General features: G+C 70.7%; 23 protein-coding genes and 6 tRNA genes. 17 read left to right on the top strand and 12 right to left on the bottom strand.

Annotated elements, in window-relative coordinates; translation table 11 throughout:
* Positions 1 to 54: 54 nt before the first annotated feature.
* The 3 genes from JYK04_RS21055 to JYK04_RS21045 form a co-directional block, all read right to left on the bottom strand.
* A tRNA-Gly gene (locus tag JYK04_RS21055) sits at positions 55 to 127 on the bottom strand.
* A gap of 74 nt (positions 128 to 201) precedes the next feature.
* Positions 202 to 273: transfer RNA gene (locus JYK04_RS21050), tRNA-Gly, on the bottom strand.
* 88 nt (positions 274 to 361) lie between these two features.
* On the bottom strand, positions 362 to 679 hold the full coding sequence (locus tag JYK04_RS21045) for a histone-like nucleoid-structuring protein Lsr2 (RefSeq protein ID WP_189737637.1): 318 nt from the start codon (positions 677 to 679) through the stop codon (positions 362 to 364).
* A gap of 326 nt (positions 680 to 1,005) precedes the next feature.
* Between JYK04_RS21045 and purS the strand changes: the two genes are divergently transcribed.
* The 6 genes from purS (at position 1,006) to JYK04_RS21015 (ending at position 7,254) form a co-directional block, all read left to right on the top strand.
* Positions 1,006 to 1,251, top strand: coding sequence for a phosphoribosylformylglycinamidine synthase subunit PurS (gene purS / locus JYK04_RS21040; RefSeq protein WP_030009438.1), 246 nt, complete (start codon positions 1,006 to 1,008; stop codon positions 1,249 to 1,251).
* 2 nt (positions 1,252 to 1,253) lie between these two features.
* Complete coding sequence (gene purQ / locus JYK04_RS21035; RefSeq protein WP_030768819.1) at positions 1,254 to 1,934, top strand: phosphoribosylformylglycinamidine synthase subunit PurQ; 681 nt, start codon at positions 1,254 to 1,256, stop codon at positions 1,932 to 1,934.
* Positions 1,931 to 4,180 (top strand): phosphoribosylformylglycinamidine synthase subunit PurL, encoded by a 2,250-nt coding sequence (purL, locus tag JYK04_RS21030; RefSeq protein WP_189737634.1) that lies wholly within the window; start codon positions 1,931 to 1,933, stop codon positions 4,178 to 4,180. Before purQ ends, purL begins: the two co-directional genes overlap by 4 nt.
* A 142-nt stretch (positions 4,181 to 4,322) precedes the next feature.
* Positions 4,323 to 5,591 (top strand): hypothetical protein, encoded by a 1,269-nt coding sequence (locus JYK04_RS21025; RefSeq protein WP_189737631.1) that lies wholly within the window; start codon positions 4,323 to 4,325, stop codon positions 5,589 to 5,591.
* 17 nt (positions 5,592 to 5,608) lie between these two features.
* Positions 5,609 to 6,397: a maleylpyruvate isomerase family mycothiol-dependent enzyme gene (locus JYK04_RS21020; protein ID WP_189737628.1), complete on the top strand. Its 789-nt coding sequence runs from the start codon at positions 5,609 to 5,611 to the stop codon at positions 6,395 to 6,397.
* A gap of 11 nt (positions 6,398 to 6,408) precedes the next feature.
* On the top strand, positions 6,409 to 7,254 hold the full coding sequence (locus JYK04_RS21015) for an META domain-containing protein (RefSeq protein ID WP_189737624.1): 846 nt from the start codon (positions 6,409 to 6,411) through the stop codon (positions 7,252 to 7,254).
* 12 nt (positions 7,255 to 7,266) lie between these two features.
* Here the strand turns inward: JYK04_RS21015 and JYK04_RS21010 are convergent, their stop codons facing one another.
* Together JYK04_RS21010 and JYK04_RS42420 are read right to left on the bottom strand one after the other, a co-directional pair.
* A complete protein-coding gene (locus tag JYK04_RS21010; RefSeq protein WP_229875314.1) occupies positions 7,267 to 8,700 on the bottom strand; it encodes a sulfatase family protein in 1,434 nt (477 codons plus the stop codon).
* Positions 8,701 to 8,817: 117 nt separating this feature from the next.
* Positions 8,818 to 8,913: a putative leader peptide gene (locus JYK04_RS42420; RefSeq protein ID WP_324617183.1), complete on the bottom strand. Its 96-nt coding sequence runs from the start codon at positions 8,911 to 8,913 to the stop codon at positions 8,818 to 8,820.
* 149 nt (positions 8,914 to 9,062) lie between these two features.
* Here JYK04_RS42420 and purF point away from each other — a divergent pair, with 149 nt between their 5' ends.
* Positions 9,063 to 10,580 carry an amidophosphoribosyltransferase gene (gene purF / locus JYK04_RS21005; RefSeq protein WP_189737618.1) on the top strand — a complete coding sequence of 506 codons (1,518 nt, stop codon included), beginning with the start codon at positions 9,063 to 9,065 and terminating at the stop codon, positions 10,578 to 10,580.
* 91 nt (positions 10,581 to 10,671) lie between these two features.
* Positions 10,672 to 11,742, top strand: a complete 1,071-nt coding sequence (purM, locus tag JYK04_RS21000) for a phosphoribosylformylglycinamidine cyclo-ligase (protein WP_189737615.1) — start codon at positions 10,672 to 10,674, stop codon at positions 11,740 to 11,742.
* Positions 11,743 to 11,822: 80 nt separating this feature from the next.
* Here the strand turns inward: purM and JYK04_RS20995 are convergent, their stop codons facing one another.
* On the bottom strand, positions 11,823 to 12,086 hold the full coding sequence (locus JYK04_RS20995; protein WP_030009392.1) for a DUF3073 domain-containing protein: 264 nt from the start codon (positions 12,084 to 12,086) through the stop codon (positions 11,823 to 11,825).
* A 290-nt stretch (positions 12,087 to 12,376) separates the two neighbouring features.
* Positions 12,377 to 13,486 carry a Leu/Phe/Val dehydrogenase gene (locus tag JYK04_RS20990; RefSeq protein WP_272933165.1) on the bottom strand — a complete coding sequence of 370 codons (1,110 nt, stop codon included), beginning with the start codon at positions 13,484 to 13,486 and terminating at the stop codon, positions 12,377 to 12,379.
* Positions 13,487 to 13,665: 179 nt separating this feature from the next.
* On the opposite strand from JYK04_RS20990, the gene JYK04_RS20985 reads away from it, so the two are divergent.
* A complete protein-coding gene (locus tag JYK04_RS20985) occupies positions 13,666 to 14,520 on the top strand; it encodes a DUF8083 family protein (protein WP_229875311.1) in 855 nt (284 codons plus the stop codon).
* Between the two features lie 567 nt (positions 14,521 to 15,087).
* Positions 15,088 to 15,294 (top strand): developmental transcriptional regulator BldC, encoded by a 207-nt coding sequence (bldC, locus tag JYK04_RS20980; protein ID WP_003949541.1) that lies wholly within the window; start codon positions 15,088 to 15,090, stop codon positions 15,292 to 15,294.
* Between the two features lie 668 nt (positions 15,295 to 15,962).
* On the opposite strand, the gene JYK04_RS20975 is transcribed toward bldC, so the two are convergent.
* Together JYK04_RS20975 and hrpA are read right to left on the bottom strand one after the other, a co-directional pair.
* Positions 15,963 to 16,036: transfer RNA gene (locus JYK04_RS20975), tRNA-Asp, on the bottom strand.
* Positions 16,037 to 16,117: 81 nt separating this feature from the next.
* On the bottom strand, positions 16,118 to 20,041 hold the full coding sequence (gene hrpA / locus JYK04_RS20970; protein ID WP_189737612.1) for an ATP-dependent RNA helicase HrpA: 3,924 nt from the start codon (positions 20,039 to 20,041) through the stop codon (positions 16,118 to 16,120).
* Between the two features lie 111 nt (positions 20,042 to 20,152).
* Between hrpA and JYK04_RS20965 the strand changes: the two genes are divergently transcribed.
* The 3 genes from JYK04_RS20965 to JYK04_RS20955 are packed head-to-tail and all read left to right on the top strand — an operon-like array spanning position 20,153 to position 22,381.
* Positions 20,153 to 20,743, top strand: a complete 591-nt coding sequence (locus JYK04_RS20965) for a hypothetical protein (RefSeq protein ID WP_189737609.1) — start codon at positions 20,153 to 20,155, stop codon at positions 20,741 to 20,743.
* A 58-nt stretch (positions 20,744 to 20,801) separates the two neighbouring features.
* Positions 20,802 to 21,539 carry a DsbA family protein gene (locus tag JYK04_RS20960; RefSeq protein ID WP_189737606.1) on the top strand — a complete coding sequence of 246 codons (738 nt, stop codon included), beginning with the start codon at positions 20,802 to 20,804 and terminating at the stop codon, positions 21,537 to 21,539.
* Positions 21,536 to 22,381 (top strand): cytochrome c biogenesis CcdA family protein, encoded by an 846-nt coding sequence (locus JYK04_RS20955; RefSeq protein WP_189737602.1) that lies wholly within the window; start codon positions 21,536 to 21,538, stop codon positions 22,379 to 22,381. Before JYK04_RS20960 ends, JYK04_RS20955 begins: the two co-directional genes overlap by 4 nt.
* A 38-nt stretch (positions 22,382 to 22,419) precedes the next feature.
* Here JYK04_RS20955 and JYK04_RS20950 read toward each other — a convergent pair.
* The 3 genes from JYK04_RS20950 to JYK04_RS20940 all read right to left on the bottom strand — a co-directional run bounded on the left by JYK04_RS20950 (position 22,420) and on the right by JYK04_RS20940 (position 22,704).
* Positions 22,420 to 22,496 (bottom strand) — tRNA-Phe (locus JYK04_RS20950).
* 22 nt (positions 22,497 to 22,518) lie between these two features.
* Positions 22,519 to 22,592: transfer RNA gene (locus JYK04_RS20945), tRNA-Asp, on the bottom strand.
* A 39-nt stretch (positions 22,593 to 22,631) separates the two neighbouring features.
* Positions 22,632 to 22,704, bottom strand: a tRNA-Glu gene (locus JYK04_RS20940).
* A 103-nt stretch (positions 22,705 to 22,807) separates the two neighbouring features.
* On the opposite strand from JYK04_RS20940, the gene JYK04_RS20935 reads away from it, so the two are divergent.
* The 4 genes from JYK04_RS20935 (at position 22,808) to JYK04_RS20920 (ending at position 24,699) form a co-directional block, all read left to right on the top strand.
* Positions 22,808 to 23,158, top strand: coding sequence for a metallopeptidase family protein (locus JYK04_RS20935; protein WP_030012899.1), 351 nt, complete (start codon positions 22,808 to 22,810; stop codon positions 23,156 to 23,158).
* Positions 23,155 to 23,658, top strand: a complete 504-nt coding sequence (locus JYK04_RS20930) for a FluC/FEX family fluoride channel (RefSeq protein WP_229875310.1) — start codon at positions 23,155 to 23,157, stop codon at positions 23,656 to 23,658. Before JYK04_RS20935 ends, JYK04_RS20930 begins: the two co-directional genes overlap by 4 nt.
* On the top strand, positions 23,655 to 24,029 hold the full coding sequence (crcB, locus tag JYK04_RS20925; protein ID WP_189737599.1) for a fluoride efflux transporter CrcB: 375 nt from the start codon (positions 23,655 to 23,657) through the stop codon (positions 24,027 to 24,029). Before JYK04_RS20930 ends, crcB begins: the two co-directional genes overlap by 4 nt.
* A 124-nt stretch (positions 24,030 to 24,153) precedes the next feature.
* The gene (locus tag JYK04_RS20920; protein ID WP_189737596.1) at positions 24,154 to 24,699 is read left to right on the top strand and encodes a hypothetical protein; all 546 of its coding nucleotides are present in this window, start codon (positions 24,154 to 24,156) and stop codon (positions 24,697 to 24,699) included.
* Positions 24,700 to 24,967 lie beyond the last annotated feature (268 nt).

The following is a 24,967-nucleotide window of genomic DNA, read 5'->3' as shown; positions in this document are numbered from 1 at the left end:
TCGGGGAACACGAAGAAGGCCCCGATCGCAATGATCGGGGCCTTCTGCATACAGAGCGGACGACGCGACTCGAACGCGCGACATCCACCTTGGCAAGGTGGTGCTCTACCAACTGAGCTACGTCCGCATGCACTGCATTGCCGTGAGGCGATGCGTGCATCACTCTACCCGATCCACAGCAGTGGTCCGGAAGTGATGCAGAGCGGGTGACAGGAATTGCACACTGCGCCTTCCCTCTGGAAGAGGGATGTTCTGCTACTGAACTACACCCGCACGACCTCGGAGGCTTTGACCTGCGGCCTGGCCCCTTGGCGTGATCCACACACTAGCCGATGGATGGGGGTGCATGGCAAATCGACGCTCAGTGGGCCGCGTTGTAGGCCTCGTAGATCTTCTTGGGGATGCGCCCGCGCGGCGGCACGTCGTACTGGTTCGACCGGGCCCAGGCGCGGACGACCGCCGGGTCCGGGGCGACGGCGGTGTGCTTGAAGGCCTTGCCCGAGCGCGACTGGCGACGCCCGGCGGCCACGAAGGGGGCGAGGCCCTTCCGCAGTTTCTTTGCGTTCGCCGCATTGAGGTCGATCTCGTAGGACTTTCCGTCCAGAGCGAACACGACCGTTTCCGCCGCTTCTCCGCCGTCGATGTCGTCGGAGAACGTGACTACTACGCGCTGCGCCACGGATATCGGTCCCTTCGTGCGACGTCGCCACGTGCTGACGTGGGGCGATGTCGCCTGTGTGGATGTTTCGGGGCAATGCAACTTTCATCCGGAATCCGGAGTGATTCCTTTGTACCGCGATTCTCATTGCATTGCGAAGCCCAGTTAATTCTCTCCGCGTGTCCCGCCGCAATGCCGGGCGCGTGGTTTTCCGGCGGATTTTGCGAAGCGTTGGTGAAGCCGAAACGGCCCGGTGATCACGCCCCCGGGATATCTACCCGCGTAGAAATTTCCGCCGGGTACGCTGATGGAACCGCCTTCGCACCAACCACACACGGGAGTGCCCGATGGCACGCGTCGTAGTCGACGTCATGCTCAAGCCGGAGATCCTCGACCCCCAGGGCCAGGCGGTGCAGCGTGCACTGCCGCGCCTGGGCTTCGAAGGGATCGCCGACGTCCGCCAGGGGAAGCGCTTCGAGCTCGAGGTGGAGGGACCGGTCGACCAGGCCGCCCTCGACCGCATCCACAAGATGGCCGAAACGTTCCTCGCCAACACCGTCATCGAAGACTTCACCGTGAAGGTCGAGGCCTGACGGTGACCACTCGCATCGGAGTCGTCACGTTCCCCGGAACGCTCGACGACCGTGACTCGCTGCGCGCCGTCCGCCTCGCGGGGGCCGAGCCGGTCTCGCTGTGGCACCGCGACAAGGACCTGCACCAGGTCGACGCGGTCGTCCTCGCGGGCGGCTTCTCCTACGGGGACTACCTGCGCGCCGGAGCCATCTCCCGCTTCTCGCCGGTGATGGAGACCATCATCGAGCAGGCCAAGGGCGGCATGCCCGTCCTGGGCATCTGCAACGGCTTCCAGGTCCTCACCGAGGCCCACCTGCTGCCGGGGGCGATGCTCCGGAACAACCACCTGCACTTCATCTGCCGTGACCAGAAGCTGCGGGTGGAGAACGCGGAGACCGCGTGGACCGGCGACTACACCGCCGGCCAGGAGATCTCCGTACCGCTCAAGAACATGGACGGCCGCTACACCGCCGACGAGCGCACGCTCGACGAACTGGAGGCCGAAGGCCGAGTGGCCTTCCGCTACCTGGACGGCAACCCGAACGGTTCGCTGCGCGACATCGCGGGCATCACCAACGCCGCGGGCAACGTCGTCGGCCTCATGCCGCACCCCGAGCACGCGGTCGAGCCGCTGATCGGGACGGGCCGCACCGACGGCCTCCCGTTCTTCACCTCGGTCCTGAAGAAGCTGGTCAGCGCATGAGCCTCGACACCGTCAAGAACGCCACCGAAACCCCGGACGCCTCCCAGCCCTGGAAGGAACTCGGCCTCAAGGAGGACGAGTACGCCCGGATCCGGGAGATCCTCGGCCGCCGCCCCACGGGCGCCGAGCTCGCCATGTACTCGGTCATGTGGTCCGAGCACTGCTCGTACAAGAGCAGCAAGGTCCACCTGAAGCAGTTCGGTGAGAAGGCCCCGCAGAACGACGCCATGCTCGTCGGCATCGGCGAGAACGCCGGCGTCGTCGACGTCGGCCAGGGCTACGCGGTCACCTTCAAGGTCGAGTCGCACAACCACCCGAGCTACATCGAGCCCTACCAGGGCGCGGCCACCGGCATCGGCGGCATCGTCCGCGACATCCTCGCGATGGGCGCCCGCCCGGTCGCGGTCGTGGACCCGCTGCGCTTCGGTGCCGCCGACCACCCCGACACCCGGCGCGTCCTGCCCGGCGTCGTCGCGGGCATCGGCGGCTACGGCAACTGCCTGGGCCTGCCCAACATCGGCGGCGAGGTCGTCTTCGACGCCTGCTACCAGGGCAACCCGCTGGTCAACGCCGGCTGCATCGGTGTGATGAAGCACGAGGACATCCACCTCGCCAAGGCCTCCGGCCCCGGCAACAAGGTCATCCTCTACGGCGCCCGCACCGGCGGCGACGGCATCGGCGGCGTCTCGGTCCTCGCGTCCGAGACCTTCGACGACACCAAGCCCACCAAGCGCCCCGCCGTGCAGGTCGGCGACCCCTTCCAGGAGAAGCTCCTCATCGAGTGCACCCTGGAGATCTTCAAGGAGAAGCTGGTCGCGGGCATCCAGGACCTCGGCGGCGCCGGGCTCTCCTGCGCGACCTCCGAGCTCGCCTCCGCCGGTTCCGGCGGCATGCGGGTCGAGCTGGACACCGTGCCGCTGCGCGACGCGACGCTCTCGCCCGAGGAAATCCTCATGAGCGAGTCGCAGGAGCGCATGTGCGCGATCGTCGAGCCGCAGCACGTCGACCGCTTCATGGAGATCTGCGAGAAGTGGGACGTCATCGCCACCGTCATCGGTGAGGTGACCGAGGGCGAGCGCCTGGAGATCTTCTGGCACGGCGAGCAGATCGTGGACGTGCCCCCGGGCACCGTCGCCCACGAGGGCCCCGTCTACAACCGCCCCTACGCGCGCCCCTCCTGGCAGGACGCGCTGCAGGCGGACGACGCCGGCAAGCTGCCCCGCCCGCAGACCTCCGAGGAGCTGCGCGCACAGGTCCTCGCACTGGTCTCCTCCCCGAACCAGGCGTCCAAGTCCTGGGTCACCGACCAGTACGACCGCTTCGTGCAGGGCAACACCGTGCTCTCGCAGCCCGAGGACGCGGGCATGGTCCGCATCGACGAGGAGTCCAACCTCGGCGTGGCCATGGCCACCGACGGCAACGGCCGCTTCGCCAAGCTCGACCCGTACACGGGCGCGCAGCTGGCGCTGGCGGAGTCGTACCGCAACGTGGCGGCGACCGGCGCCAAGCCGCTGGCCATCTCCGACTGCCTGAACTTCGGCTCCCCCGAGGACCCGGACGTCATGTGGCAGTTCGCCGAGGCCTGCCGCGGTCTGGCGGACGGCTGCCTGGAGCTGGGCACCCCGGTGACCGGCGGCAACGTCTCGCTCTACAACCAGACGGGCGACACCGCGATCCACCCGACCCCGGTCGTGGCGGTCCTCGGTGTGATCGACGACGTCAACCGCCGTACGCCGATGGCGTTCAAGGAGGCCGGCCAGCTGCTGTACCTGCTGGGCGACACGGCCGAGGAGTTCGGCGGTTCGGCCTGGTCCCAGGTCGTACACGACCACCTCGGCGGCATGCCGCCGAAGGTGGACCTGGGCCGCGAGAAGCTGCTCGCCGAGATCCTGATCTCCGCCTCGCGCGACGGCATGATCGACGCCGCGCACGACCTGTCCGACGGCGGCGTGATCCAGGCGCTCACCGAGTCCTGCCTGCGCGGCGGCAACGGTGCCCGGATCGTGGTGCCCGAGGGCCTGGACGCCTTCACCTTCCTGTTCTCCGAGTCCGCGGGCCGCGCCATCGTGGCCGTCCCGCGCAGCGAGGAGCTCCGCTTCACCGACATGTGCGGTGCGCGCGGCCTGCCGGTCGCCCGCATCGGTGTGGTGGACGGCGAGGAGATCGAGATCCAGGGCGAGTTCACCCTCCCCCTGGCCGAGCTCCGCGAGGCCCACGAGGCGACCATCCCGGCGCTGCTGGCCTGATCCCCGGCGACAGTCCTGCCGAAGCCCCGCACGGAACGCCGTGCGGGGCTTCGGCGTTGGGGTCGGCGGGGAAGCGGCCGTAGCGATTCCGTGGCCCGCGAACCCCTTCTGACCTGCGGGAGCCCGCCCGCATACTGACGCCGTGAGCGACATGGTGAAGTACCTGCCAGAGGCCGCCGTACCTGACGGAGACGTTCCCGTCTGGCGCGCCGAGGACGCCGGGCGATGGCGGAAGGCGGCCGTCCCGGCCGTGTTCGGGCCGGTCTTCGGCGCGTGGGCGCTGGCCCTGCCGGTGCTCGTCGCGCTCGTCCTGCTGGGGTGGAGCGATCCGCAGGTGCCGGACCGCGGTACCTCCTGGGACGGATACCCGGCCGCCCTTCTGCTGGTCGGCCTGCCCCTCTGGTACCGGATGATCCCGGCCGCGACCGTCGTGGCCACCCCCGCACTGGCCGGGTACACGCTGTTCGAACTGGCCGGTCTGCCGGAGTCGGACGGTCCGGGCCGGGCCGGGTCCTGGCTGGTCGTCGCCCTCTGCGGCGCCGCCTTCACGGGGGCGCTGCTGCGGCTGCGGGCCCGCCGTGCGCAGTGCGCCCTCGCGCTCGCCGCCGCCGGGGACAGCCGCCGGGAACTCCCCGAAGAACTGCCCCGGCGCCACCGACGCCGCGGCCTGCCGATGATCCTGACCGGCGGAGGGCTCTGCCTCGCCGCGGCCGCCCTCCTCTGGTGGGCGCTGGCCCGGGACCTCGGCGCGGACCCGGAGCACCCGTACGACGCCACGGGACAACAGGTCCTGGCCCTCCTGCTGCTGGTGCCCGCGACGGCGCTGCTCGGCCGGGGCATCGGCGCCCGCCGCGCCGCCCGGCGCCTGCACGCCGGACCGCAGCCCGCCCTCCGCGTCGGGATCCGGGGCGACTCCCTCACGTACAGCTGGCTGTACGCGGACGTCCGGGACACGTCGGGGAAGCCCCTGATCGCCTTCCGCGACCACATCGAGAACACCGTCGACGGCGTACGGACACTGCTCGGCGGCTCCGAGGAGCGGCTCCGCACGGAGCACCACGACATCAACCGGTTCTGCGAGCCGTTCGAGGCCGTCCTGTACGGCGCGCCCTTCGAGGGCGCGGAGGTCGTCCTGGAGTTCGCGACTTACTACGGCAACACCCGGATCACCACCAGCGTGCTGGCCGTACCGCTGCACCCGCGCCGCCGGCACGGCCTCCACCGGTGGCGCGCGGCCGGGCGCTCGGCCGTCCTGAAGGAACGCGAGGAGCGGGCGGCGCAGCGGGCCAAGGCCGCCGAGAGCGGTTCCGGCGGTTCGGGCTGCGGGACCTCCTCCAGCGGCTGCGGCAGCAGCAGTTGCGGCAGCAGTTGTGGAAGCAGCTGCGGCGGCGGCTGCGGCGGCGGCGACTGATCCGGCAGACTCGCCGCATGGCATCCAGGACCCGCACCCGAACGTACGACCCCGCGAAGATCCGCGCGGCCGTCACCGCACAGTTCGCGCACGTCGTCGGCGCCGTGGCGGACCTCGGACCCGAACAGCTGGCACGGCCCAGCGGGCTCGGGGACTGGACCGTGGCCGAACTCGCCGGGCACGTCGCCTGGATCGCCGACTCGCTGGCGGGGGGCCTGGCCCGGCCGCCCGCCGCCGTCCCCGAGCTGTCGGCGGTCGAGTGGCCCTTCGCCACCGCCTCCCTCGCCGGGAAGATCTCCGAAGCGGCCCGCGAGACCCTGACCGGGGCGCCGCTGCCCGAGCTGTACGACCGGGCGGCCGCCCGGATGGAGCGGGCGCTCGCGGCGAATTCGGGTGACCGCGTGCTCGACCTGTGGATCGGGGACATGACCCTGGCCGACTTCCTGGTCACCCGGACCGTGGAGCTGGTGGTCCACACCGACGACCTGAACCGGGCCGCCGGACTGGACATCCCGATCGACCGGCAGGCCCTGGCCGCCTGTACCCGGCTGCTCGCCGACGCCCTCGCCCTCAAGGCACCGGGCGGCTCCGTCGAGGTCCGCGTCCCGCCCTTCGCGGTGGTCCAGTGCGTCGAGGGCCCGCGGCACACCCGCGGCACCCCGCCGAACGTGGTGGAGACCGACCCGCTGACGTGGATCCGGCTCGCGACCGGCCGTACGGGATGGGCCGAGGCCGTCGACGAGGCGCACGTACGGGCCAGTGGCGAGCGGGCCGATCTGTCGGCGCTGCTCCCGCTGATGAGCTGAGGAGAAGAATCATGGTGGAACCACCGCGACGCCCGGTCCGTCCCAGTGGCATGCGTACCTTCCGGCACGTCCCCGCCTCCGCGGGCCTGGCCCTCGCCTTCGCGCTCGCCCTGGCCGGCTGCGGCCGGGCCGAGGACGGCCGGAGCGCCCGGCTGCCCGATCCCGTGGGTTCCTGGGCCGTCGAGTCCCTGACCACGGGCGGCCGCACCCTGCACGCGCCCGAGACGGCCCACCTCGACATCGGCCGCAACCAGGTCAAGGGCAACTACGGCTGCAACGGCTTCACCGCGGTGGCGGCCTTCGCCGGCTCCTCCGAGGTGACCGTCACGCCCGGCGCCTCGACCACCATGGCCTGCGCGGACATGGAGTTCGAGACGGCCTTCGCCAAGCTGTTCCAGGGCAAGCTGGCGATCGACCGGGGGCCCGACCGGCTCACCCTGAAGACCGCCGACGGGAGCACCATCGCCATGACCTCGGCGCCCGCGGCCACGGACGCCCCGCTCACCACGACGGAGTGGACCGTGGAGTCCCTGCTCAGCGGGGGGACCGCGGCCTCCCTGCCCGCCGAGGCGGCCGGGAAGGCACGGTTCACCATCGCCCCGGACCTCGCCGTGAGCGGCAGCCTGGGCTGCAACCGGTTCAGCGCGAAGGCCACCGTCGACGGCTCCACGGTCACCTTCGGGCCGCTGACCTCGACCAAGATGGCCTGCGAAGGGCCGGTGGGCGAGGTCGAGCGGACGCTGACCGAGCTGTTCGGCAGCGGCCCCCTCACCGCGAAGATCGAGGGCCGCACCCTCACCCTCACCGCACCCGACGCCAAGGGCCTGACCGCGAAGGCGGCCTCCGCCGCCGAGTGACCCCGAGGGCGGTCAGCCCGGGTAGGGCAGCAGTGCGGCGTCCACCTTCTCCCAGGCCGCCCGCAGCCGCGCCAGCCGGGCCGGGTCCGCGGCGGCCTTGTCGGCCTGCTCGCGGACGTCACCGGCCAGGTTGAACAGCTGGTCCTTGCCCGCCTTCCCGCGGTAGTACTTCCAGTCCCCGCGGCGCAGCGCCCGCTCGCCCCGGACCCGCCAGAACAGGTCCCGCTCGGCCACCTTCTCGCCGCGCAGCAGGTACCCGGCCAGGCTCACCCCGTCCAGCGGGTAGGCCCGGTCGGGCCGCGTCCCGGCCAGTTCCAGCAGCGTCGCCGTCCAGTCCGGGCTGAACACGGGGACGTGGCTGACCTGCCCGCCGTCCAGCCGGGCGGGCCAGCGCGCGATGTTGGGCACCCGGATCCCGCCCTCCTGCAGGGAGGCCTTGTTGCCGGAGAGCGGCCAGTTGTACGAGAAGCGCTCGCCGCCGTTGTCGCTGGAGAAGACGACGAGGGTGTCCTCCTCCTGGCCGGAGCGCGCCAGCGCCTTCAGCACCTCGCCGATCGAGCGGTCGAGGTCCTCGACCATCTCCTTGTACTTCTCGACCGAGCCGCCGTCCTGGTGCCACAGGGCGCGCCCGTCGCCCGCCTTGATCCGGCGGACGATCTCGGCGCTCTGCCCGGTGTCCCCTTCGGCGATCCACGGCCAGTGCGGGGTGGTGAAGTTGAGGTTCAGCAGCCACGGCTTGCCGCGGTGGTCGCGGGAGACGTACTCGCTCGCCCGCTCGGTGATGATCCGGGTGTAGTAGCGCAGGTCCTTGTACTCGGCGTCGCCCTCGTACAGGTCGTACTCACCGCCCAGGCCCAGCTTGGAGTAGTACTCCAGGGCGCCGCCGAAGTTGCCGAAGAACTCGTCCCAGCCGGACCTGGTCGGGCTGTAGTCGGGCAGGTAGCCCGCGTGCCACTTGCCGATCAGCGCGGTGGAGTAGCCGGCGGACTTCAGCAGCGAGGCCAGCGTCGGGTGCGTGGGGTCCAGACCCGCCGACCGGTCGGCGATCGGCTCGGCCAGCCCGCCCTTGGTGCGGCCCGGGTAGCGCCCGGTGTAGAGGCTGAACCGGGTCGGCGAGCAGGTCGCGGAGCCCGAGTAGGCATCGGTGAACCGGACGCCCTGGCGGGCGAGGCGGTCCAGGTTCGGGGTCTTGATGTGCGGGGAGCCGTACGAGGAGAGGTCGGCCCAGCCCAGGTCGTCGCCGAGGATGAACAGGATGTTCGGCCGGCGGGACGGCCGGGGCCGCCCGGCCCGGAACTCCCGCTCCTGCGGCAGGTTCTGCCCGTCCCCGGCGGCCGGGGAGGCGGCGGCCGGGGAGGCGCCCAGCCCCACCGCCGCGGCGGCCGCGCTCACGCCGACCGCGCCGCCGAAGGCGCGCCGGGACAGGTTGGGTTCGTACGAGGTCACAGGTACTCCAAGGCACGGCCCACCGGCCCGCCCCGGGCGGCGCGGGACGGCGCGCGGCACGGCAGGGCGGGCTGGGGCAGGGGTCGGGAAAGGAAAAGAACGGAAAGCGGCGTGTGACTACGCAGAACAGCGACAGATGGCGCTCGCGACACGGACAAGGTCCACGTGCCGGCGCTCGACGAGGGTGACGGTTCGGTCACCGAGAGGCTGCATGGGGCGAGAGCCTGTACGAATGCCCATGCGCCTGTCAACAAGGGCATTCCGGATACCGAGACGGAATGGATCCGTCACCCTCTGTGCTGTGACATTTCCCGGCCGTCCCCAATTCGGACCAGTGGTCGATCTCGCCTACACTCGGGAGCGTGCCTCGTGGTGATGGACGACTCAACCACGACCTGCTCCCCGGCGAAAAGGGCCCCCAGGACGCTTGCGGCGTCTTCGGTGTCTGGGCTCCGGGTGAAGAGGTCGCCAAGCTCACCTACTTCGGACTGTATGCCCTGCAGCACCGTGGACAAGAGTCCGCGGGAATCGCTGTGAGCAACGGTTCCCAGATCCTCGTCTTCAAGGACATGGGCCTCGTTTCCCAAGTCTTCGACGAAACCTCTCTCGGCTCGCTCCAAGGTCATATCGCGGTCGGTCACGCCCGCTATTCGACCACCGGGGCCTCCGTCTGGGAGAACGCTCAGCCGACCTTCCGTGCGACCGCCCACGGCTCCATTGCCCTGGGTCACAACGGCAACCTGGTGAACACCGCCGAGCTTGCCGAGATGGTCGCCGACCTCCCCCGTCAGGACGGCCGTGCCACCCAGGTGGCCGCCACCAATGACACCGACCTGGTCACCGCCCTGCTCGCCGGCCAGACCGACGACGAGGGCAAGCCCCTGACCATCGAGGAGTCGGCCGCCAAGGTCCTGCCTCAGGTCAAGGGCGCCTTCTCCCTCGTCTTCATGGACGAGGGGACCCTCTACACCGCCCGTGACCCGCAGGGCATCCGCCCGCTGGTCCTCGGCCGCCTGGAGCGCGGCTGGGTGGTCGCGAGTGAGACCGCCGCCCTCGACATCTGCGGCGCCAGCTTCGTCCGCGAGGTCGAGCCGGGCGAGCTCATCGCGATCGACGAGAACGGTCTGCGCACCTCTCGATTCGCGGAAGCGAAGCCCAAGGGCTGTGTCTTCGAGTACGTCTACCTGGCGCGCCCGGACACCGACATCGCCGGCCGGAACGTCTACCTCTCGCGTGTCGAGATGGGCCGGCGCCTGGCCAAGGAAGCCCCGGTCGACGCCGATCTGGTGATACCGACGCCGGAATCCGGCACGCCCGCCGCCGTCGGATACGCCGAGGCCAGCGGGATCCCGTACGGATCCGGCCTGGTCAAGAACGCCTATGTGGGCCGGACCTTCATCCAGCCCTCGCAGACGATCCGCCAGCTCGGCATCCGGCTCAAGCTCAACCCCCTCAAGGAAGTCATCCGCGGCAAGCGCCTGGTGGTCGTCGACGACTCGATCGTCCGCGGCAACACCCAGCGCGCCCTGGTCAAGATGCTCCGCGAGGCCGGCGCGGCGGAGGTCCACATCCGGATCTCCTCGCCGCCGGTGAAGTGGCCGTGCTTCTTCGGCATCGACTTCGCCACCCGGGCCGAGCTGATCGCCAACGGCATGACGGTCGACGAGATCGCCACTTCCCTGGGCGCGGACTCGCTCTCGTACATCTCGCTCGACGCGATGGTCGAGGCGACCACGATCCAGAAGCCCAACCTCTGCCGTGCCTGCTTCGACGGCGAGTACCCGATGGAGCTGCCCGACCCGCAGCTCCTGGGCAAGCAGCTGCTGGAGTCCGAGCTCGCGGGCGGCACGGACGCCGCCGACGCGCTCCGCCGCCCGTAGCCCTGGCTCAACCTGCGCCGGGCCCTGTCTTTGAGGCTTCTCCCAGGGCCCGGCACCACACGCAGTAACGACACGAAAGCTCTCTCCTGTCATGACAGAGAAGACCACCGGTGCCAGCTACGCAGCCGCAGGCGTGGACATCGAAGCGGGCGACCGCGCCGTCGAGCTGATGAAGGAGTGGGTGAAGAAGACGCAGCGCCCCGAGGTCCTCGGCGGCCTCGGCGGCTTCGCCGGCCTCTTCGACGCCTCCGCCCTCAAGCGCTACGAGCGCCCGCTGCTCGCCTCGGCCACCGACGGCGTCGGCACCAAGGTGGACATCGCCCGCCAGCTCGGCGTGTACGACACCATCGGCCACGACCTGGTGGCGATGGTCATGGACGACATCGTCGTCTGCGGCGCCGAGCCGCTCTTCATGACCGACTACATCTGCGTCGGCAAGGTGCACCCCGAGCGTGTCGCAGCGATCGTCAAGGGCATCGCCGAGGGCTGTGTCCTCGCCGGCTGCGCCCTGGTGGGCGGCGAGACCGCGGAGCACCCCGGCCTGCTGGGTCCGGACGACTTCGACGTGGCCGGTGCCGGCACGGGCGTGGTCGAGTACGACCGCCTGCTCGGCGCGGATCGCATCCGTACGGGTGACGCCGTCATCGCGATGGCTTCGTCCGGCCTTCACTCGAACGGGTACTCGCTGGTCCGCCACGTCCTCTTCGAGCGCGCCAAGATGTCGCTGGAGCAGCACGTGGAGGAGCTCGGCCGCACCCTCGGCGAGGAGCTCCTGGAGCCCACCAAGATCTACTCGCTGGACTGCATGGCCCTCACCCGTACGGCCGAGGTGCACGCCTACTCGCACATCACCGGCGGCGGCCTCGCGGCGAACCTGGCCCGGGTCATCCCGGACCACCTGCACGCCACGGTCGACCGTTCGACCTGGGCCCCCGGCGCCGTCTTCGACCTGGTCGGCAAGGCCGGTCAGGTGGAGCAGCTGGAGCTGGAGAAGACCCTGAACATGGGTGTCGGCATGATGGCCGTCGTTCCGCAGGAGTCGGTGGACGTGGCGCTGACCGCGCTGGCCGACCGGGGTGTCGACGCGTGGGTCGCGGGAGAGATCCTGGACCGCGGCGACCACGCCGAGGGCGCGACCATGACCGGTTCCTACGCGAGCTGAGCAGCACTGAAACCCGGCCCGGGGCGATGCCCTGGACCGGGTTTCAGTCTTTTTGTCTGTCGTGCAGACGCCTCAGGGCGTCAAGCGCCGCGACGCTGTGACGACGGCCCGGACTCCTCGTCCTCGTCGTCGTCATCCCTGTTGTAGAGGTCCGCGTACCGAGCGTACGGGTCGTCCTCGTCCAGTTCGTCGTCGTCTACCTCGACCGGCTCGCTGACAGGCAGCGGTTCTACGGTCGATGCGCCCAGCTCGTTGGCCAGACGCGAGAGGTCAGTCCCGCCGCTGCTGTACTTCAGCTGGCGGGCGACCTTCGTCTGCTTGGCCTTTGCCCGGCCGCGCCCCATGGCTCGACCCCCTCGGTGACGGGGCTCGACGGCCCCAGAGTCTGACACGCGTTCATGGTTCGGAGCGGGCTCTCCGTGGAGAGACCGTCCGTAGGGGTTTAACGGTACCTGCTTCCGCGGCCATACGGTACGCCGCCCGCATGACGCGCCCCGGTGCAGAACCAACAAGGCGCCCCGTCCTCGCTGGTCAGCTGCGATTTTAACCTTTTCCTGGCGGGCGACCCGCCGAAGTGCAGTGAGTTCCGTCTCGCCGCACCCCGGCGGGCGCACCCGGAAGCCCCGGGAAGGGCCTAGACGGCGCGCGCGGCGCGGCCGTCGGCCATCCGCTGCTCGGCGATCCGGTCGGCCGCAGCGGCCGGCGGAATGCCATCCGCCTTCGCGCGAGCAAAGATTTCCAGCGTGGTGTCGAAGATCTTCGTGGCCTTGGCCTTGCAGCGGTCGAAGTCGAAGCCGCGCAGCTCGTCGGCGACCTGGATGACACCGCCCGCGTTGACCACGTAGTCGGGCGCGTAGAGGATCCCGCGGTCCGAGAGGTCCTTCTCGATGCCCGGGTGGGCGAGCTGGTTGTTCGCCGCGCCGCAGACGATCGTCGCGGTGAGCGCCGGGACGGTGTCGTCGTTCAGGGCGCCGCCGAGCGCGCAGGGGGCGTAGATGTCCAGGCCCTCGGTGCGGATCAGCGCGTCCGTGTCGGCGACGGCGGTGACCTTGCCCGGGTGCTTGTCCAGGATCCGGCGCACGGACTCTTCCCGTACGTCCGTGATCACGACCTCGGCGCCGTCCTCCAGCAGGTGCTCGACCAGGTAGTGGCCGACCTTGCCGACACCGGCCACGCCGACCTTGCGGCCGCGCAGGGTCGGGTCGCCCCACAGGTGCTGGGCGCTGGCGCGCATGCCCTGGAAGACGCCGAATGCGGTGAGGACCGAGGAGTCGCCCGCGCCGCCGTTCTCGGGGGAGCGGCCGGTCGCCCAGCGGGTCTCGCGGGCCACGACGTCCATGTCGGCCACGTAGGTGCCGACGTCGCAGGCGGTCACGTAGCGGCCGCCGAGGGACTCCACGAACCGGCCGTAGGCCTGGAGCAGTTCCTCGGTCTTGAGGACGTCCGGGTCGCCGATGATCACGGCCTTGCCGCCGCCGAGGTCGAGGCCGGCGAGGGCGTTCTTGTACGACATGCCGCGCGAGAGGTTCAGCGCGTCGAGGACGGCCTCCTCGTCGGAGGCGTACGCGTGGAAGCGCGTACCGCCGAGGGCGGGGCCCAGAGCGGTGGAGTGGATGGCGATGACGGCCTTCAGGCCGGTGGCGCGGTCCTGGCACAGCACGACTTGCTCGTGGCCGCCCTGCTCCGTACGGAACAGGGTGTGCAGGACGCCGTCGGTCATTTCGGTCACGGTGGTGACTCCCATGGAAGAGATGCGGCGGAAAGACGCCCGCCCTGCGGGTGGGGGAGGGCGTGCTGGGAGCAGAGTAAGACCTGAGGGCCGCCCGTAGGGGACCTGTCCGAGGATCGAAACACTCCCGTGGTGTGCGGGTGCGGGGGCGCCCCGGAGGTGAACCGGACCCCGCGGAAGGGCAGTACGAGAGCGTGAGCGAATCCTCCGATCTCCCGCTGCCGTCCGCGCGCTCGGCGCCGACCGTCCCGTACGCCTCCTACCTGCGCGTCTACGAGCCCCTGGCGGCCTTCGCCGAACCGGAGCGCACGCACTGGGCCGACTACGCCCGGCGCGGGGCGACCCCGACCGCCCAGGACGAACTGCGCCGGTCGCTGTCGGACTTGGTGCGGGTCCCGCTGGTGGGGGTGCCGGCCCACGAGAGCGCGGACGCCTTCACGGCGGTGGTCGACGGGGTGCTGCTGGTCTGCCCGTGGCGCACCCGCCTCCGCGGCTGGCTCGCCCTCCAGGAGCTGGTCGAGTGGTTCCCGCGCCCGGTCCTGGACGCGGCGCTCCCGCCGGGGGCGCGCCGCCGGGCGGCCGAGGACTACGAGCGCTGGCGCGAACGGAACCCGGACGCGCGCCCGTGGATCCGTACGGGGGTGTGGCAGGTGCCGCTGCGCTGGTTCGTACTGGTGGCCGACGAGGAACGGGAGCACGTGCCGGGCGAGCGGCTGCGCTACCGCACGCCGATGGTGCAGGCCCGGCGACGGCTCGCCCGTGCGCTGCGGACCCTGCGCGACGCGGAGGGGTACGGGATGCTCGCCGACGGGCTGGTGGAAGTGGGGAGCTGGCTGGAGGAGTTCCACCCGCGCTCGATGGTCGAGCTGGACTACGGCGGGCTGGTCCACGCGCTGCCGGCGGACCGGCTGGCGGCCGACCGCTCGGCCGGGGACCTCGCGGCGGGTATCGCGGCCCTGGGGTCCGGGGACGCGCGGGGTGCGACCGAGGTCTACGAGGAGCTGGCGGAGCGGTGGCGGGCGGTCCGGGAGCGGCTTTTTGCGAATTAGGCCGAAAGGGGCCTGTGTGGCTGGTTTCACCCATGAGGGGTCAGTACGTATCGTCCGGTATCGGTCGATCGGTCAATACTGGCTGATCAGAGGCTTGATCATGGCATTTGGGACGTAGTGCCAGGACCTACGTCCCGATACGGGCCATTGGCCCAAGCGTGACGGACCGCACTAACTACACCCTTGCGCCCTTCCCCTACCCTCGTGCCAAAATAGGACAAGGAGTCCGGGGAGGGTTCCTTCCGCCCAACTAAGGGCGGAATGCTCGGCATTGCACTCTACGGGGGGTCTGACGACTCCTGATCGCTCTGTGACTGATCGTCACAGTGGGGTGACTGTCCGTTATAGGGCGGTCCATCGGCTTCCGCCGCTGATGAACACCTCGGAGGGCAATTCCGTCGGTTTGGCCGTCGAGGCTGGACGGATGGTGTAGTTGTAGTGCCGAGGACAAGCCGTTCGTCCTATAACCGACTCGGCCCGCGTATGTCCATTTCGGGCAACGCGGGCCAAGGTGCAGAATTTAGAGGAAAGAACCGAGATGGTTCGGTTCTCCCGAGGAGGCCGCTCATGACCGCTCGCACCCCTGATGCCGAGCCGCTGCTGACCCCGGCTGAGGTTGCCACGATGTTCCGCGTGGACCCGAAGACGGTCACCCGCTGGGCCAAGGCTGGCAAGCTCACGTCCATCCGCACCCTGGGTGGACACCGCCGGTACCGCGAGGCCGAGGTTCGCGCACTGCTCGCGGGAATTCCGCAGCAGCGCAGCGAGGCCTGAGGTCGCGTAAACACCCCGCTTTAACGGGTTTATGTCGGGTCCCCCAATCCGATGAAACCCACATGGCTTCATACGGCCGGGCCTGCCCCAACAGGCCCAAGGTCGTTCGATCGCGCTGGACTCCGCCGGGTCCAGCGCGATCTTTTTATGCCCAGGTCAGGGCGATCTCGAGCGCGCACCGCAGCGCCGGCGGAGTAGGTGCCATTGCACATATTCTATCGAGCTGGCGTATGGGTGCGATAAAAGTATGAGTCCCAAAAATTCATACGGTGACTCCCGTCACAGATGATCACTCTTGTATATCCGGTAATGCACCCCGTAAAGGGGACGCGCATCGCGAGGCGCGTCATGCGAACGGGGGATTCCGGGTGACGGTCGGCCAGGGGGCCGCCAGGGGGCCGCGCCGAGGGGGCGTACGGACCGCCCGCGCGAGGCCCGTCCGCGATCCGGAGAGGTCCGGAGAGGTCCGGAGAAGTGCTGAGACGTCCGGAAGGGTCCAGGGAGGCCTGAGAGGTCCGGGAAGGTCTCAGGGGGAGCCGGGCCCCGCACCCGCGGGCGGCGCGGGCGCTCCACGGGCCCGCGGCGGCCCCCAAGGCCGCCCGGGCGACACCACCCGCCAACGCGTCAGGGCCCGTATCCCCAGAGGGATACGGGCCCTGACGTTTCTGCGAACCTGACGGGACTTGAACCCGCGACCTCCACCTTGACAGGGTGGCGAGCTAACCAACTGCTCCACAGGTCCTTGATTTGCGGCCGCTCGGCGGCTGCGAATCAGACTGTACCGCAGCTCAGGGGGTGCAGTCGAACCGGAGCACGGCGCCGGTCACGGCGCCGCCGCATCCACCGCCTTCACGATCCGCTTGTCGGAGATCGGGTACGCCGTCCCGAGCGCGTGCGCGAAGTAGCTGACGCGCAGTTCCTCGATCATCCAGCGGATGTCGGTGACCGTCGACGGGACCGGCCGCCCCTTGGGCAACTGCTCCAGCAGCCAGGCGTACTCGTCCTGCATCTCGTGGACCTTCTCCATGCGCGTGGTGTCGCGCTGGACGCCCGTGGGCATCTGCTGGAGCCGCCGGTCCACCGCCACCAGGTAGCGCATCAGGTCCGGCAGCCTGCGCAGCCCCGTGAGCGTCACGAAGCCCGCCGGCATGAGAGCCGCCAGCTGCGTCTTGACGTCCTGGATGTTCGCGACCAGGGCCAGGCTGCCCGTGGCCTTCAGCCGGCGCTCACAGGCCTGCCAGGCGGCCAGCACCTGCTGCACCTGGCTCACCGTGCGCACGGTCGTGTCCACCAGGTCGGCGCGGACGGCCTCGTAGAGCTTCCGGAAGCCCGCCTCGTCCCACGCGGGGCCGCCGTGGTCGGCGATCAGCTTGTCGGTCGCCGCGGTCGCGCAGTCGTCGAAGAGCGCCTGGATGGAACCGTGCGGGTTCCTGGACAGGGCCAGCTTCTGCTGGTTGGTCAGGTGGTCCGAGGCGAACTTCGCCGGGTTCACCGGGATGTTCAGCAGGATGAGCCGCCGGGTGCCCAGCCACATCGCCTGCTGCTGCTCGGCCTCCGTGTCGAAGAGCCGTACGGACACGGTCGCGCCCTCGTCCACCAGCGCCGGGTACGCCTTCACCGGCTGGCCGGCCCGCCGGGTCTCGAAGACCTTGGTCAGCGTGCCGATCGTCCAGTCGGTCAGCCCGGTGCGCTCCACCGACTCCCCGCCCGCCCGCTCGGCGGTGGCCGCCGCGGCCTTGGAGAGGGCCTGGCGGGCCTTCGGCTTCAGCCTCAGGCGCAGCGCCTCCAGGTCCTTGTCCTCGGCGAGGTTCTTGCGGCGCTCGTCGACGATCCGGAAGGTGATCTTCAGGTGGTCCGGGATCCGGGTGAGGTCGAAGTCCTCGGCCGAGACCGGGACCCCGACCATCCGCTGGAGCTCGCGCGCCAGCGTGACCGGCAGCGGCTCCTGCAGGGGCACCGCCGTGTCCAGGAAGCGCCCGGCGAAGTTCGGCGCGGGCACGTAGTGCCGGCGGATCGGCTTCGGCAGCGAGCGGATCAGCTCGGTGACGACCTCCTCGCGCAGGCCCGGGATCTGCCAGTCGAATCCCTCGTCGGTGACCTGGTTCAGCACCTGGAGCGGGATGTGGACGGTCACGCCGTCGGCGTCCGCGCCCGGCTCGAACTGGTAGGTCACCCGGAACTTCAGCTGCCCCTGCCGCCAGGAGTCCGGGTAGTCGGCCTTGGTGACCCCGGCCGCCTTCTCGGTCAGCAGCATCTCGCGCTCGAAGTCGAGGAGTTCGGGCTCCTCGCGCTTCTTGTGCTTCCACCAGGAGTCGAAGTGCGCCCCCGAGACCACGTGGGCGGGGATCCTCTGGTCGTAGAAGTCGAAGAGCGTCTCGTCGTCCACCACGATGTCGCGGCGCCGGGCCCGGTTTTCCAGCTCCTCCACCTCGGTGAGGAGCTTGCGGTTGTCGGCGTAGAACTTGTGGTGGGTGCGCCAGTCGCCCTCGACCAGCGCGTTGCGGATGAACAGCTCGCGCGAGACCTCGGCGTCGATCCGGCCGTAGTTGATCTTCCGCTGGGCCACGATCGGTACGCCGTACAGCGTGACCTTCTCGTACGCCATCACGGCCGCCTGGTCCTTCTCCCAGTGCGGCTCGCTGTACGTGCGCTTGACCAGGTGCTGTGCCAGCGGCTCCACCCACTCGGGCTCCACCTTGGCGTTCACCCGGGCCCACAGCCGCGAGGTCTCCACCAGCTCGGCCGACATCACGAACTTCGGCTGCTTCTTGAAGAGCGAGGAGCCCGGGAAGATCGCGAACTTGGCGCTGCGGGCACCGAGGTACTCGTTCTTGTCGGTGTCCTTGAGCCCGATGTGCGAGAGCAGACCCGCCAGCAGCGAGACGTGGACGACCTGCTCCGGGGCGTCGGCCTCGTTGACGTGGATGCCCATGCCCTTGGCGACCGTGCGCAGCTGGGAGTAGATGTCCTGCCACTCCCGGATCCGCAGGAAGTTCAGGTACTCCTGCTTGCACATCCGGCGGAACGAGGACGAGCCGCGCTCCTTCTGCTGCTCGCGCACGTAGCGCCACATGTTCAGGAACGAGAGGAAGTCGCTGGTCTCGTCCTTGAAACGGGCGTGGTTCTGGTCGGCCTGGGTCTGCTTGTCCGAGGGCCGCTCGCGCGGGTCCTGGATGGACAGGGCCGCCGCGATGACCATGACCTCGCGGACGCAGTTGTTCTTGTCGGCCTCGATGACCATGCGGGCCAGCCGCGGGTCGACCGGGAGCTGCGAGAGCTGACGGCCCATCTGCGTCAGCCGCTTCTTCGGATCCTTCTCGGCCGGGTCCAGCGCGCCGAGCTCCTGGAGGAGCTGCACGCCGTCGCGGATGTTGCGGTGGTCCGGCGGGTCGATGAAGGGGAACTTCTCGATCTCGCCGAGGCCGGCCGCGGTCATCTGGAGGATGACGGAGGCCAGGTTCGTCCGCAGGATCTCGGCGTCGGTGAACTCGGGACGCGCGTCGAAGTCGGCCTCGGAGTACAGCCGGATGCAGATGCCGTCGCTGGTACGGCCGCAGCGGCCCTTGCGCTGGTTGGCGCTGGCCTGCGAGATCCGCTCGATCGGCAGGCGCTGGACCTTGGTGCGGTGGCTGTAGCGGGAGATCCGGGCGGTGCCCGGGTCGATCACGTACTTGATGCCGGGGACGGTCAGCGAGGTCTCGGCGACGTTGGTGGCGAGGACGATCCGGCGGCCGGTGTGCTGCTGGAAGACGCGGTGCTGCTCGGCGTGCGAGAGGCGTGCGTAGAGGGGGAGGACCTCGGTGAAGCGTAGATTCCGCTTGTTGAGGGCGTCCGCCGTGTCGCGGATCTCCCGTTCGCCGGAGAGGAAGACCAGGACGTCGCCCGGTCCCTCGGACTGGAGTTCGTCCACGGCCTCGCAGATCGCGGTGATCTGGTCGCGGTCGCTGTCGTCGCCCTCTTCCTCCAGCAGTGGCCGGTAGCGGACCTCCACCGGGTACGTCCGCCCGCTGACCTCGACGATGGGCGCGTCGCCGAAGTGCCGGGAGAAGCGCTCGGGGTCGATGGTCGCCGAGGTGATGACGACCTTGAGGTCGGGCCGCTTCGGCAGCAGCGTGGCCAGGTAGCCCAGCAGGAAGTCGATGTTCAGCGACCGCTCGTGGGCCTCGTCGATGATGATCGTGTCGTAGGCGCGCAGCTCGCGGTCCGTCTGGATCTCGGCGAGCAGGATGCCGTCCGTCATCAGCTTCACGAAGGTCGCGTCCTGGTCCACCTGGTCGGTGAAGCGGACCTTCCAGCCGACGGTCTGCCCGATCTCGGACTTCAGCTCCTCGGCGATCCGCTCCGCGACCGTGCGGGCGGCGATCCGGCGGGGCTGGGTGTGCCCGATCATGCCCCGGACGCCGCGGCCCAGCTCCATGCAGATCTTGGGGATCTGCGTGGTCTTGCCGGACCCGGTCTCGCCCGCGACGATCACGACCTGGTGGTCGCGTATCGCCTCGGCGATCTCGTCCTTTTTTTGGCTGACGGGCAGGTTCTCGGGATACGTGACCTCCGGCATCCGCGAGGCACGGCCGGCCAGTCGCTCGGCGGCCTTGGTGGCCTCCGCGGCGATCTCGTCGAGCACGGCCTGCTTGGCCTCGGGCTTGCGGATACGGCGGGCGCCTTCGAGGCGGCGGCCGAGGCGGTGCGCGTCACGGAGGGAGATCTCACCGAGAAGCGTCTGCAGGGCGGCGAAGGAAGTAGACATACCTGGTCGAGGATCTCACCTGGGCCCTCCGGGTGGCGAACGCATTTGTGGGGCGGACCCGTACCATTTCGGGACGAGTCCGTCGGTCGTACGAGTGAGAGGCAGCCCACCTTGTCCCGCCCCCGTCACGTCTGGAGCCTGCTCGGCGTGATCCTGGCGGTACTCCTGGGCTGCGCGGCCCCGGCGGTGGCGGTCGCCCCGCCGGCCCGAACGGCCCCGGCCCCGGACTCGACCCCGACCCGGACACCGACCCCGGCCTCGGTCCCGGCGCCGGTCCTGAATCCGGCGTCGGCCCCAGCCTCGTCTTCGGCCTCGTCCTCGGTCCCGGCGCCAGTCTCGGCCTCGGTCTCGGTCTCGGCGCCGGTCCTGGACCCGGACCCGGCGTCGGCCCCGGCCTCGGCTCCCCGCTCGGACCCGGCTGCGGCCCGGGCTTCGGCCTCGGCCGCCGGCCCGGCTTCGGCGTGGCCCCGGGCGGCCGTGTTCGCCGACGCCGGCGGGCCCGCCTGTGCGCCGGTGGCCCCCGAGCGCGGCGGTACGCCCGCCGTCCCCGCGCGCGCCTTCGGCGAGCACGCCCAGGTGCCGCCGGTCCGGGCGGCGCCCGAGGAGGCCGGTCCGCCCGCGGCCGTGCCCGTACGGACCCCCGTACGCGGCGCCGACCGCCCGGCCCCCGACCGGCTGGAGCTCTGCGTGATGCGGGTCTAGACCGGACCGGCCCCCCGGTCCCGTCCCATCCGCACACCCGCAGCACCGGAGCACCCGCATGCCCTCTTCCAAGAACGCCTCCGCCAAGAAGTCCGCCACGAAGCCCCTGCTGATCTCCGCCGGGGTGGCCCTCGCCGCGATCACCCTCGGCCTCGTCTCCTGGCGGGCCACCGCCCCCGCCGAGACCGGCTCGGCCGGTTCCGGCGCCGTCGCCGCGCCCCGGACCGACCCCGCCGCCGAGCTCAAGGCGCTGGCCCGGCGCGAGGCCGGCGACAAGCTCGCCGTCGGCCGCGCCGACGCGCCCGTCGTGCTCATCGAGTACTCCGACTTCAAGTGCGGCTACTGCGGCAAGTTCGCCCGGGACACCGAGCCCGAACTGGTGAAGAAGTACGTCGCGGACGGCACGCTGCGCATCGAGTGGCGCAACTTCCCGATCTTCGGCGCCGAGTCCGAGGCCGCAGCCAAGGCCGCCTGGGCGGCCGGCCGGCAGGACCGCTTCGACGCCTTCCACGCCGCCGCCTACGCCGACGGCTCGAAGGAGAAGGGCTTCGCCGAGCCCCGCCTCGTGGAGCTGGCCCGGGAGGCCGGGGTGCCCGATCTGGAGCGCTTCAAGGCGGACATGGCGGGCGAGCAGGCCGCGGCGGCCCTGAAGAAGGACCAGGAGGAGGGCTACCGCATCGGCGTCACCTCCACCCCGTCCTTCCTGCTGAACGGCAAGCCCATCGCCGGAGCCCAGCCGCTCGACACCTTCACGGCCGCCATCGCCCGGGCGAAGGCCGGGGCGGCGAAGCAGTGACCGACATCGGATACCTGGCCGCCCTGCTGGGCGGCCTCCTCGCGCTGCTCAGCCCCTGCAGCGCCCTGCTGCTGCCGGCCTTCTTCGCGTACTCCATCGACTCCACCTCGCGGCTCCTGGCACGCACCGGGATCTTCTACGCGGGCCTCGCGAGCACCCTCGTACCGCTGGGGGCGGCCGGCTCGTACGCCGGGCGGTTCTTCCACAGCAACCGCGACCAGCTCGTGCTGGCGGGCGGCTGGCTGATCATCGCGCTCGGTCTCGCGCAGATCCTGGGCCTCGGCTTCGCCCCGAAGCGGATCTCGGAGCTGTCGGGCCGGATCCGGCCGACCACCGCCCTGTCGGTGTACGCGCTCGGCGCGGTCTACGGCCTGGCCGGGTTCTGCGCCGGCCCGATCCTGGGCAGCGTCCTGACGGTCGCGGCGGTCAGCGGCAGTCCCGTCTACGGCGGCCTGCTGCTCGCGGTCTACGCCCTGGGGATGGCCGTACCGCTGTTCGTACTGGCGCTGCTGTGGGAGCGGTTCGACCTGGGCAGGCGGCGCTGGCTGCGCGGGCGGGCCCTGCGCGTCGGCCGCTTCGAACTGCACACGACCTCGCTGCTGTCCGGGCTGTTCTTCATCACCCTGGGCGCGCTGTTCCTCGCCTACGACGGGGCGAGCGCGCTGCCGGGGCTGCTGGACGTGGACGACTCGTTCGCCGTGGAGCAGCGGGTCCGCTCGCTGGCGGACGCGGTACCGGACGGGGTGCTGCTCGGGCTGGTCGCCGCCGGGGCGGCGGCCGTCGGCGTGGTGCAGTGGCGCCGCAGGGAGCGTGCGGCGGCCGCCGAGGCAGAGGGGGAGTAACCACAGAAGGCCCCGTCCGATGGACGGGGCCTTCTTGATGGTGGCTGGGGCCGGGGTCGAACCGGCGACCTATCGCTTTTCAGGCGATCGCTCGTACCAACTGAGCTACCCAGCCACGAAACCGTTTCCGGCTTCAGCGATCCTGACGGGACTTGAACCCGCGACCTCCACCTTGACAGGGTGGCGAGCTAACCAACTGCTCCACAGGACCTTGCAGTGTGCGAGAACAAGTCTTGCACACGGTAATGCGTACCCCCAACGGGATTCGAACCCGTGCTACCGCCTTGAAAGGGCGGCGTCCTGGGCCACTAGACGATGAGGGCTAAAGGCCCGCCGGGCACTTCTCAGCGCGTCGGGGACGTGAGAAGCATATGGGATCCGGGGAGCTATCGCCAAAACGGTTTCCCCCGGAGCGACAATGGCCGGGTGCTGGAGATGACGCGCGAGGAGTTCGAAGAGCTCGTCGCAGAGGCCCTGGACCGGATCCCGCCGGAGCTGACGCGGCTGATGGACAACGTGGCGGTGTTCGTCGAGGACGAGCCGCCCGCCGACGACCCCGAGCTGCTCGGTCTGTACGAGGGGACTCCGCTGACGGACCGCGGCGAGTGGTACGCCGGGGTGCTGCCGGACCGGATCACCATCTACCGCAATCCCACGTTGCGCATGTGCGAGGACCGGGAGAGCGTGGTCGCGGAGACGGAGGTCACCGTGGTGCACGAGATCGCCCACCACTTCGGGATCGACGACGAGCGGCTGCACGCGCTGGGGTACGGGTGATCCGGCCGGTCCCGGTTCACGGTGACGGGGCGGAGCGGGCGGCGGAGGCGATCGATCCGGACGTCGACCTGCACGTACCCGCGCAGCGCGCCGAGCCGCAGGGCCGGGTGCTCGCGGCGGTGGCGGCGGGCGGCGCGATCGGGGGCGCGGCGCGGTACGGGATCTCCCTGCTCTGGCCGGCCGGGCCCGGGGCCTTCCCGTGGGCGACCCTGTGGATCAACGCCTCAGGCAGCGCGCTGATCGGCGTACTCATGGTGCTGATCAGCGAGGGCGGCCGGACGTCCCCGCATCCGCTGCTGAGGCCCTTCGTCGGGGTCGGCGTGCTCGGCGGCTTCACCACCTTCTCCACCTACGCGGTGGATTTCTCGCGGCTCCTGGACGAGGGGGAGACGGGGACCGCCCTGGCCTACGGCGGGCTCACGGTGGCGGCGGCCCTCGGCGCGGTGTGGGCGGCGGCCGCGGCGACCCGGTTCGCGGTCCGCGGGCGGGTTCCGCGGTGAACTGGCTGCTCGTGGTGGCGGGTGCGGCCGTCGGCGCGCCGCTGCGCTACCTGCTGGACCGTGCGGTGCAGGCGCGGCACGACTCCCTCTTCCCCTGGGGCACCTTCGTGGTCAACGCGGCCGCGTGTCTGGTGCTCGGGGCACTGGCCGGGGCGGCGCTGGAGGGAGCCGCCTCCTCGCGGCTGCAGCTGCTGCTCGGGGCCGGTCTGTGCGGGGCGCTCAGCACGTATTCGACGTTCTCGTACGAGACGTTGCGGCTGGCCGAACGCGGCCGGGGGTTCCTGGCCGCGGCGAACGTGGTGATGTCGGTACTGGTCGGGCTGGGCGCGGTGCACCTCGGGTCGCAGGTGGCGCGGCGGCTCTTCGGCTGAGGGTGCGGCCCGGGGCTCCGCCCCAGGGGTTCGCCGGAGGGCGTGTCCCTAACGGGTCAAAGGGAGTTGGGCACATTGACCCGCTCATGCGGAAAGTTCACCCTCAGGCTCCGGAGGTGCCCCCGTGCGCCAGTTGTCCGCTTCCCTCCGACTGGCCGTCACCGCGCTCGCGGTCGCGGCGACGGCCGGCTGCATGAGTGTCGGTGAGGACGCGGCGAAGCCCGGGCCCTCCGCTCCGGGGGGCCGCCACGGCGGCGCCGAGGCGGGCGCGGGGACGGTCGCGGGACGGGGCTCCGGGGTCCGCGGCAACGGGCACGGCGCGAAGGAGGGTACGGGGAGCCAGGACAGCAGGCCCAAGGAGGACGGCAAGGCCTCCGGTGCGACCGGGGCCTCGCCGAGTCCGGGCGCGCCGAGCGGCCGGCCGGGGGTGCCCGCGCCGTCGGCGGGACCGGGCGGCGGCGCGGGCGGACAGGGCCCGCAGCAGCCCGCCACGGGCGGGTCGGGCGGGGCGGGCGGCGGCTCCGGCGGCCCGGGCGGTTCGGCCGGCGGGCAGCAGTCGGCGAGCCCGACCCCGGCGCCGCCGGCCACGACTCCTCCTGTGACGGAACCCACGTTGGCGCCGCCGACTCCGCAGCCGGCGCCGACCACCCAGCCGGCCCCCGAGCTCTAGGCCCGGCGGGCACCCGGCCGGGTCCGGCAGGGCCCGGTCCGGCATCGGCACTGGGGGCGTCTTCGCAGGTCAGAGGCATTTCTGCAGGGGCGACTTGCCAGACCCCGGGGAGGGTGCGTATGGTTATAGATCGTTTGATCCCATTGCCCGGCGCCGAATCCGAAGAGCGCCGTGTGGCGCGTACTCTCCCTAGCCGTGGCTGACCGCATTGAGGCGGTCGATTTGCGATTCACGGAGTTTGGGCGCGTGCCGAGACTCCGGAAGGTTT

The organism is Streptomyces nojiriensis (genome assembly GCF_017639205.1).
In the GTDB taxonomy this organism is placed as follows: domain Bacteria; phylum Actinomycetota; class Actinomycetes; order Streptomycetales; family Streptomycetaceae; genus Streptomyces; species Streptomyces nojiriensis.
Note: the sequence above shows the minus strand (reverse complement) of the source record. Positions and strands in the feature narration are given on the sequence as shown.